This is a genomic window from Tsukamurella pseudospumae (assembly GCF_001575205.1).
Taxonomy (GTDB): Bacteria; Actinomycetota; Actinomycetes; order Mycobacteriales; family Mycobacteriaceae; genus Tsukamurella; species Tsukamurella pseudospumae.
On record NZ_LSRE01000018.1, the window covers coordinates 135,009 to 142,203 of the forward strand.

The 7,195-nt window shown below is 69.1% G+C and carries 7 protein-coding genes; 4 read left to right on the plus strand and 3 right to left on the minus strand.

Annotated features, from left to right (window positions below; translation table 11 throughout):
- Window positions 1-3 precede the first annotated feature (3 nt).
- Window positions 4-552 (minus strand): CGNR zinc finger domain-containing protein, encoded by a 549-nt coding sequence (locus AXK61_RS14800; protein WP_068573399.1) that lies wholly within the window; start codon window positions 550-552, stop codon window positions 4-6.
- Window positions 553-602: 50 nt separating this feature from the next.
- On the opposite strand from AXK61_RS14800, the gene AXK61_RS14805 reads away from it, so the two are divergent.
- The 4 genes from AXK61_RS14805 (at window position 603) to AXK61_RS14820 (ending at window position 6,135) form a co-directional block, all read left to right on the plus strand.
- A complete protein-coding gene (locus tag AXK61_RS14805; RefSeq protein ID WP_068746019.1) occupies window positions 603-2,108 on the plus strand; it encodes an amino acid permease in 1,506 nt (501 codons plus the stop codon).
- 162 nt (window positions 2,109-2,270) lie between these two features.
- Window positions 2,271-4,388, plus strand: coding sequence for a DUF6421 family protein (locus tag AXK61_RS14810; protein ID WP_068746021.1), 2,118 nt, complete (start codon window positions 2,271-2,273; stop codon window positions 4,386-4,388).
- Window positions 4,385-5,089 carry an SDR family NAD(P)-dependent oxidoreductase gene (locus tag AXK61_RS14815; RefSeq protein WP_068746023.1) on the plus strand — a complete coding sequence of 235 codons (705 nt, stop codon included), beginning with the start codon at window positions 4,385-4,387 and terminating at the stop codon, window positions 5,087-5,089. Before AXK61_RS14810 ends, AXK61_RS14815 begins: the two co-directional genes overlap by 4 nt.
- The gene (locus tag AXK61_RS14820) at window positions 5,086-6,135 is read left to right on the plus strand and encodes a threonine aldolase family protein (RefSeq protein ID WP_068746025.1); all 1,050 of its coding nucleotides are present in this window, start codon (window positions 5,086-5,088) and stop codon (window positions 6,133-6,135) included. The genes AXK61_RS14815 and AXK61_RS14820 overlap by 4 nt, the downstream gene beginning before the upstream one ends.
- Here the strand turns inward: AXK61_RS14820 and AXK61_RS25025 are convergent.
- Entirely contained in the window at window positions 6,132-6,656 is a 525-nt protein-coding gene (locus AXK61_RS25025; protein WP_139058031.1) for a hypothetical protein, read from the minus strand. The genes AXK61_RS14820 and AXK61_RS25025 overlap by 4 nt on opposite strands.
- 267 nt (window positions 6,657-6,923) lie before the next feature.
- Window positions 6,924-7,195: transposase (locus tag AXK61_RS14825; protein WP_197466811.1), on the minus strand; the 272-nt coding region annotated here is incomplete at its 5' end.

A 7,195-nucleotide genomic window follows, 5' to 3' on the forward strand; every position in this document is an offset into this window, starting at 1 on the left:
AGGTCAGGCGCGGCGCGCGCGGTACGCGGCCACGTTGAGGCGGTTGTTGCAGCCGTCGTCGCAGAACCGGCGCGAGGAGTTGCGCGAGAAGTCCACGAGCACCCCGGCGCAGTCGGGAGCGGCGCAGTGCCGCAGGCGGTCCAGCGCGTCGGCGCGCACCACGTCGACCATGCCCATCGCGGGCTCGGCGAGGAAGCGCTCGGCGATCGGCGTCCCGTCGTTCCAACCGTGCAGGTGGTACGGCCAGTCGTCGTGCCGGACGAGCTGGGGCAGTACGGCCGCATCGCGCAGCATGCGGTTCACCAGGTCGACGGTGCCGGCCTCGTCGCCGGCGAGATCCCACAGGCCGCGCAGGACGCGGCGGACGGCGTGCACCCGGTCGAGCTCGTCCTCGCGCAGCGGGATGGGCCCCGTCCAGCCCCAGCGCTCGACGAAGGAGCGCAGTGCGGCGACGTCGGGGAGTCGTTCGTACCGGCCGGTGCGCGCGTCGGGGGCGGTGTTCACGAGGTCGGCGGCGCTGGCCAGAGCGGAACGGGTGTCGTACGAGAACATGTCGTAGCGAATGGTATCCGCAGCGGCGTCGCGGTCGCTACTCTCATCGGGTGTCGAGCCCCCTTGGAATCACCCCGGACGAGACCCTGCGCAAGGGCCTGCAGAGCCGCCACATCAGCATGCTCGCGCTCGGCGGTGCCATCGGCACGGGCCTGTTCGTGGCGTCCGGCGCCACGATCAGCCAGGCCGGCCCCGGCGGTGCCCTCACGGCTTACGCGCTCATGGGCGTCATGGTCTTCTTCCTCATGCAGAGCCTCGGCGAGATGTCGGCGTACCTGCCGTGCAGCAACCCGTTCGAGGAGTACGGTACCCGGTTCGTCAGCAAGTCCTTCGGCTTCGCCGCCGGGTGGAACTACTGGTTCAACTGGTCGATCACGCTGGCCGCGGAGGTGGTCGCAGGCGGGCTGATCATGAAGTTCTGGCTGCCCGACGTCCCCACCTGGGTCTGGTCGGTGATATTCCTCGTCGGACTGTTGGCCTTGAACCTGTTCGCGGTGAAGGCGTTCGGTGAGGCCGAGTTCTGGTTCGCGTCGATCAAGGTGATCGCCGTGGTGATCTTCCTGATCGTCGGCGTGCTCATGGTGGTGGGAGCGGTCGGTGACGGACCGGCTCCGGGTTTCCAGAACTGGACCGTCGGCGACGCGCCGTTCGTGGACTTCCCGCTCGGCATGCTCTCGGTGTTCCTCATTGCCGGCTTCGCCTTCCAGGGCACGGAGATGATCGCGGTCGCCGCGGGCGAGGCGATCGAACCCAAGAGCGCGATCCCGCGCGCGGTGCGGACCGTGTTCTTCCGGATCCTGGTCTTCTACATCGGCACGCTCACGATCATCGCCTTCCTCATCCCGTACACCAGCCCCGAGTTGCTCGACGCGTCCGCGGAGAACGTCGCGGTGGCGCCGTTCACCCTGGTGTTCAAGCTCGCGGGTATCGATGCCGCGGCGTCGATCATGAACGCGGTCATCCTCATCGCGATCCTCTCGGCCGGCAACGCCAGCCTGTTCGCCGCCACGCGCGCGCTGTACGGCCTGGGGGTGGACGGCAACGCCCCGAAGATCTTCGCTCGGGTGACGAAGGCCGGCGTTCCCATCGCGGCCACCGCGGCGACCACGCTGATCGGTTGCCTGTGCTTCCTCGCCGGCCCGAAGGGCGACGGTGCCGCGTACACGGTTCTGGTCGCCGCATCGTCGGTGGCCGGGTTCGTGACCTGGATCGGGATCGCGTGGGCGCACTACAAGTTCCGCAGGGCGTGGAACGCGCAGGGGCGCTCGCTCGACGAGCTGCCCTATAAGGCCTGGCTGTACCCCGCGGGGCCGATCGTGGCGCTCCTCATGTGCGTCGCGGTCGTCGCGGGCCAGTACTACGTCGCCGTCAACGATTCCGACACGGGCGGCAGTGTCAGTCTGTTGCTCACCACCTACGCCGCGCTGATCCTGTTCCTCGGGCTGTGGTGGGGGCACAAGCTGGTCACGAAGTCGCCGACCGTCGATCCCGCGGCCGCGGATCTGTCGCCGGTCGCCGCCGCCTCGGCGCACCACGATCCCGACCGGGTGGGCTGACCGACTCGTACCTCTTCGCGTACGGCCGACCGGGTTCCTCACCCGGTCGGCCGTCGTCCTCTGCGCCCGCTCCGTACGAACTGTGCCGTTCCGCTCGAAATCAAGGCCCTCGACCGCTAAAATCGCGTTAAGAGATGTAAGAGGCAAATGATCGGAACGGTTATGTCTGAAAATTCCGTGTTCCCGCGCGTGGTAGTCGAACAGGCCCGCAGCTGCGCCTGGGCGACCACCCTGGACCGCGCCCGCGAGCTGGTGCCCGTGAACCCCGGAGATGTCAGCCTCGCGCAGGCGGTGCAGGCCCTGCGCCGTCGCGGGATGTCCGTGGCGGACGGGCTGCTCCCGCAGGTCACCGTCGACGCGCTCCGTGAGACGGACGTGTACGTGATCCCGCACCTCGCCCGGCAGGGCGTCGAGCGGACCACCGGCGATCTGCCGCCCGTCTACGCCCCCGCCGAGCTCGACGCGATCGAGCAGTACGTGCGGGCCGGCGGCGGGCTCGTCGTGCTCGCGGAGTGCGACACCGCCACCTCCGGCAACAACCTCGACGAGCTGCTGGGCCGGTTCGGCGTGCACGTCGAGTCCGTGGTCGTCCAGGAGGCCGCGGGCGACCGGCGGCACGGCGGCAACGCCACTTGGGTGCGCTCGGACATCGCCCCCGAGCTGGGCGGGCAGGGCATCGTCGCCGCCGTCGAGGGCGCGGTCTTCTACCGCACCGGCGTGCTCGACGTTCCCGCCGACGCCGTCGTGCTCGCACGTACCAGCCCCACCGCCTCGCCCGCGGGTCGCCCCCTCGCGGCGGCGCTGCAGGTGGGCCGCGGCCGGGTCGTGGTGTTCTCGGACTCGGATCTCTTCGGCGACGACTGCATCGACGACCTCGATCAGCGCACGCTGTGGACCAACGCGGTGACCTGGGCCGCGGGTGCGCACCAGGACTCCGCGTCCGACGGTGCCTCCGCCGTGGCCCGCAGTGCCGACTGGGTGGCGCTCAAGTCCGCCGTCGAGGACCTGCGCGGACTCCAGGGCGCCGACGGTGCCGTCGCCGAGCCCGCCGATCACGCGCGGGCCGCGGAGCTGGTCGACGAGATCGTGGCCCGCATCGCCGCGCTCGCACCGCTGTTCGCGCACGACGCGGAGTACCTCGCCGCGCTGCCGCGCGACTTCCGGAGCTGGGTCGAGAGCGGCTTCGCCCGCCCCGAGTTCGACGAGTCCCTCGCCGCCTTCCGGCCCGACCTGGACCGCGCCGACGGCGCGGAGCACCTCGTGGTGTTCCCGATGTACACGCAGAACGGCAACGCCGGCAAGGTCTTCGAGGCCGTGCTGCTGCGCGTGGTGTGGCCCGAGTGGCTCGCCGATGTCGAGCGCCGCTACGGGAACGAGAAGTTCCTGTCCGTGGCCTTCGAGGACTTCACCCCGGGCTACGACACCCACTCCGCGGTCCTCTTCCCGGAGACCGTGACGGTGGCGCGGACGCCCGAGTTCCACTGGGGCGCCATCTTCTGCGACCGCGAGGCCGCCCGGTTCCGCCGGGTCACGGGCGCCGCGAGCGAGATCCTCTCGCTGCAGCTCCCGCCCGACGGTGAGCGTCTGGTCGCCTCGCAGTCGCTCGCCCAGTCCACCTTCGCCATGTGGGACCTGATCCACGACCGCACCCACAGCCGCGGTGACCTGCCCTTCGATCCGTTCATGATCAAGCAGCGGATGCCGTACTGGCAGTACGCCCTCGAGGAGCTGCGCTGCGACCTGACCACCTTCCGTGAGGCGTACCGCCTCGAGCAGGAGGGGCACCCCTACGGACTGCCGGTGCAGCTGGCGATCCTGTGCGACCGGCTCTTCCGGTTCCCGATCACGGGCGACCGGGTGCGCAACTACGACGGACTCGGCGGCCAGCTGCTGTTCGCCTACCTGCACCGCCACGGCGCGCTGCGCTGGCGCGACAATCGGCTCTCCTTCGACTGGAAGGAGCTGCCGCTCCAGGTGATCCGCCTCGGCGAGGAGATCGAGGAGCTCTACCGCACCGGCATCGATCGGTCCAAGGTGGGGCAGTGGCTGGCGAGTTATCAGTTCGTCTCGTCCTACGTGGCGCCCGGCCCGGGTTCCGTCTGGGCGAAGGGCACGGAGGCTCTGCCTCTCGACGGTGAGCCGCGCGGTCTGGTGGACCTGGTGCTGCCGGACGAGTTCCCGCTCAACGTGTTCTACGAGGCGCTGCGCCGTAAGATGAGCGCCGTGATCGAGAGCGCGCGGGGCATCACGGCATCGGCCCCGATCGAGGTGCCGGCATGAGTGGCGTGACGGGACGCACCGTCGTGGTGACGGGCGCGAACGGAGCGCTCGGCCAGGAGGTCGTGCGCAGGCTGGTAGCGGCGGGGGCGAAGGTCGCCGTCATCACCCGCGGCGCGCCCGCCGCGGAGATCGCCTCCCTGGAGGGTGTTTCCGCCTACCGTGCGGACCTCGCCGATCGGACGGCGGTCCGCGCTGCGGTGGAGGAGATCCGCGCGGCGCACGACGGTGTCGACGGGCTGCTGCACCTGGTGGGCGGTTGGCGCGGCGGTGTGCCGATCGACGAGGCCGATCCGGCGGACTGGGACTTCCTGGAGGCCGGGCTGATTCGGAGTCTGCAGAACGTCACGCAGGCGCTGTATCCGGCGCTGATCGCGAGTCCCGATGCGCGGGTGGCGATCATCTCGTCGACCTCGGTGGCGAAGCCGACTGCGAAGAACGCGGCGTACGCCGCCGCGAAGGCGGCGTCCGAGGCCTGGACCCTGGCACTCGCCGACGCCTTCACAGGCACCGGTGCCGCCGCGGTGATCGTGCGCGTCATGGCGTTGCTCACCCCGCAGATGAAGGCCGATGCGCCCGAGCGGAAGTTCCCGCGCTACACGCCGATCGGCGATGTCGCCGATGCCCTGGTGGCGCTGTGGGACGTCTCTCCGGCCGAGGCGAACGGCACCGTCGAAACCCTGGTTCCGGAGGCGAAGGCATGACGCCACTGCACGATCCCGCGAAGCGAGGCTTCGCGAGCGACAACTACGCCGGCGTGCTGCCGGAGGTGCTCGAGGCCGTGGCCGAGGCCAACCTGGGCCACCAGGGTGCCTACGGCGCCGACGTGTACACCGCGGCGCTGGGGGAGCGGATCGTCGAGCTGTTCGGCGCGGGCGCGCAGGCGTTCCCGGTGTTCAACGGCACCGGCGCGAATGTCGTCGCGCTGTCTGCGGTGAGCGATCGCTGGTCCGCCGTGGTGTGCGCAGATTCGGGGCACATCCACGTCGACGAGGGCGGTGCCCCGGAGAAGGTGGCGGGACTCAAGCTGTTCGTCGTGCCGACCGCCGGTGGGAAGCTGACGCCCGAGGCGATCACCGCCGCCGTCCCCGACCGCGCGGGCGATGTGCACTGGGCGCAGCCGCGGGTGCTGTCGGTGGCGCAGTCCACCGAGCTCGGCACGGTCTACACCCCCGACGAGCTGCGGGCCCTCGCCGAGTACGCGCACGAGCGCGACTGGCTGCTGCACATCGACGGCTCCCGTCTCGCCAATGCCGCTGCGAGCCTCGGTGTTCCGCTGCGCGCCATTACCACCGACATCGGTGCCGACATCGTGAGCGTCGGCGGTACCAAGAGCGGTCTTCTCGGCGCCGAGCTGGTGCTGGTCCTCAATGCCGAGCGGGCCGGCGGTGTGGAGTACGTGCGCAAGCTGTCGATGCAGCTCGCGTCGAAGCAGCGCTTCCTGGCCGCGCAGTTCCTGGCGCTGTTCGAGGACGACCGGTACCTGCGGGTGGCCGGGCACGCCAACGCGATGGCGCGGCTGCTGGCCGAGCTGGTGGGCGCGATCGACGGGGTGGAGCTCACCCAGCCGGTGCAGTCCAACGCCGTGTTCGCCGAGCTCCCGCACGCCGCCTCCGAGGCGCTGATGGAGCAGGTCCCGTTCTACTTCTGGGACGAGATCCGCGGCGAGGTGCGTTGGATGTGTGCCTGGGACACCACCGAGGACGACGTCCGCTCCTTCGCCGAGCTGGTCCGCGCCCAGCTGGCTTAGTTTTCGCAGCGGGCCAGGAGCTTCCCGACCTTTACGGCGCCCATCTCCTCTGCTGTCAGCTCGCGTCCGATAACGCTGTCGAGGAAGTTCGCGAACTCTGCAAAGGGAACTCGCTCCCAGCTCGAGGTGATTTCTGGTGTTCGTTTGTCGAGTTCGGCCATTCCATGGTCACTGGCTAAGTAGACTTTTCGTGCTTTGGGGGCGGCCTGTGCGTAGTGGTCCAGCTGGAATCTGTCGTCGCTTCTGCGGTTCAGGGCAGCGTATGCCTTGACCTCGATCACAACTACGGCTTCTGAAAATGGATCGTCGGGGCTCATCCATCCTGCGACATCCCCGTAGTTGACGTAGCCGGAGTAGTAGTGGACTGCCCCCTCACGGTTACTGAGTTCTTTCGAGACCGACTGGCTTTCTCGGACGCTCGCGAGGACCAGCATTTCAAGGGCGCGTTCGTCGCAAGGTGCGCCTGCGACAACAGCGCGGAGAACGGCACGAAGTGCGGCAGTCATCGGAAGGCTGGTCATGCCTCCGACTATCGCAGCCGGTCGCGTGCTGTTGTGTCGATGGTGCATCCGGGATATCCCGGGACAGATCGCTGAACCGCTCCAAAGATCTAGCCTCGATCTTTCGTGAGGTGGTCGTCCCCTCCTGATCGGTTTCGGATTGGTGTCCTCGAGTGAGGGTTTCGTTCGTGGGCATGGTGATGCGGCCCGGTGTTGCGTCGGGTGGCGTCGGGTTCCACTGTCCCGTGGGGGTGTTTCGTGATCGGATTGTCAAGGAAGTCGTGTCGGTCATGTGGGTGCTCGCATCCGGTTCAGGCGCTGTAGGCCGGCGATCAGCAGGCCGGTGTCGGGGGCTGTCGCGGCGAGGTGCAGGCGGGTGCGGCGGGCGTGCCGGGCGATGGATCCGGCGATGCAGAAGAGTCGGTGGCGCAGTCGTTTGGGTTCCCACCGGCGGGCATCATGGCTGGTCAGGGCGAGCATTTGGGTCCAGGCTATGAGGTCGGCAGCCAGCGCGGCGATCGCGGTCCAGATCCGGTTCTTCGCGAACCGGTGCAGGGGGA